At 76.2% G+C, this 1,262-nt stretch carries 2 protein-coding genes; both read left to right on the top strand.

Going from position 1 to position 1,262, the window contains the following annotated elements:
- Positions 1 to 480 (top strand): D-glycero-beta-D-manno-heptose 1-phosphate adenylyltransferase (gene rfaE2 / locus ACWJ6R_RS36595; RefSeq protein WP_449066587.1); only part of this gene is annotated, 480 nt, incomplete at its 5' end.
- A 17-nt stretch (positions 481 to 497) separates the two neighbouring features.
- Positions 498 to 1,187 carry an SDR family oxidoreductase gene (locus ACWJ6R_RS36590; RefSeq protein ID WP_449066586.1) on the top strand — a complete coding sequence of 230 codons (690 nt, stop codon included), beginning with the start codon at positions 498 to 500 and terminating at the stop codon, positions 1,185 to 1,187.
- The last annotated feature ends 75 nt before the right edge of the window (positions 1,188 to 1,262 follow it).

Here is a 1,262-nt window from a genome sequence, read left to right as displayed (position 1 = left end):
CGGTTCCCCGGCCTGGGCGACCGGCCGCGCACGCCCCTGGAGGCCGCCCGGGCGGTCCGCGCCGCGGGAGGCAGGCTGGTCGCCACCGGAGGCTGCTTCGACCTGCTCCACGCCGGCCACGTCAGCCTGCTGCGGCGGGCCAGGGCGCTGGGCGACGCGCTGATCGTCTGCGTCAACTCCGACGACTCCGTCCGCCGCCTCAAGGGGGCCGGGCGTCCCGTCGTGGGCGAGGAGGACCGAATCGAGGTGCTGCGCGCGCTGGAGTGCGTCGACGCCGTGGCGGTCTTCGACGAGAGCACCCCCGCCGCGCTGATCGAGCGGCTCCGGCCCGACGTGTGGGTCAAGGGCGGCGACTACGCCGAGTCCGACCTGCCCGAGGCCGAGGTCGTCCGCCGCGCCGGCGGCGAGATCGTCATCCTCCCCCTGGTCCCCGGACAGTCCACGACCAACCTGATCGCCGCCGCCCGCGCGGCGCTGTGAGACCTGGAGGAACGGCAATGCCTGCGACACTGGGGAACATCCTGATCACCGGCGGCGCGTCCGGCCTCGGCCTGGCCTGCGCCGAGGCCGTCGCCAAGGCCGGTGGGCGGCCGCTGGTCGCCGACCTGAACGTCCCCGCCTACGACGTCGAGCACGTGGTGGCCGACCTGTCCGACCGGCGGGAGGCGGAGCGGGCCGTCGCCGAGCTGGCGGAGCGGGCCGGCGGGCTCGACGGCGTCGTCACCGCCGCGGGCACCGACGCCTGCGGCCGCCTGGCCGACGTCCCCGCCGACCGCTGGGAGCGGGTGATCCAGGTCAACCTGCTCGGCACCGCCTCGGTCGTCCGCGCCGCGCTGCCGTACCTGACCGCCTCCCGCGGGCGGATCGTGACCTGCGCCTCCACGCTCGGCCTGCGCGCGCTGAGCGACGCCACCGCCTACTGCGCGTCGAAGTTCGCGGTCGTCGGGTTCACCCGGGCGCTCGCGGCCGAGCTCGCCGGGCAGGTGGGCGTGACCCTGCTGATCCCCGGCGGCATGCAGACCCACTTCTTCGACGACCGCGACCCGCAGTACAAGCCGGGGCCCGACGCGCGGCTCAACAGGCCTGAGGACGTGGCCGCCGCCGTGGTGTTCGCGCTGAGCCAGCCGGAGGGCTGCGAGGTCAGGGAACTCGTCGTCTGCCCGTCCACGGAGACGTCATGGCCCTGACCGGGGCCCCGGCCGCGCCCGGACCGCGATGAGCGGGCAGGGCCGGACCGGGCCGAGCGGGCCGAGCGGGCAGGG

This window comes from Planomonospora algeriensis (assembly GCF_977012225.1).
Note: the sequence above shows the minus strand (reverse complement) of the source record. Positions and strands in the feature narration are given on the sequence as shown.

What these genes read in the sequence shown, in the direction of transcription:
- ACWJ6R_RS36590 (WP_449066586.1), top strand. Translation starts at nt 498, where the DNA reads ATGCCTGCGACACTGGGGAACATCCTGATCACCGGCGGCGCGTCCGGC.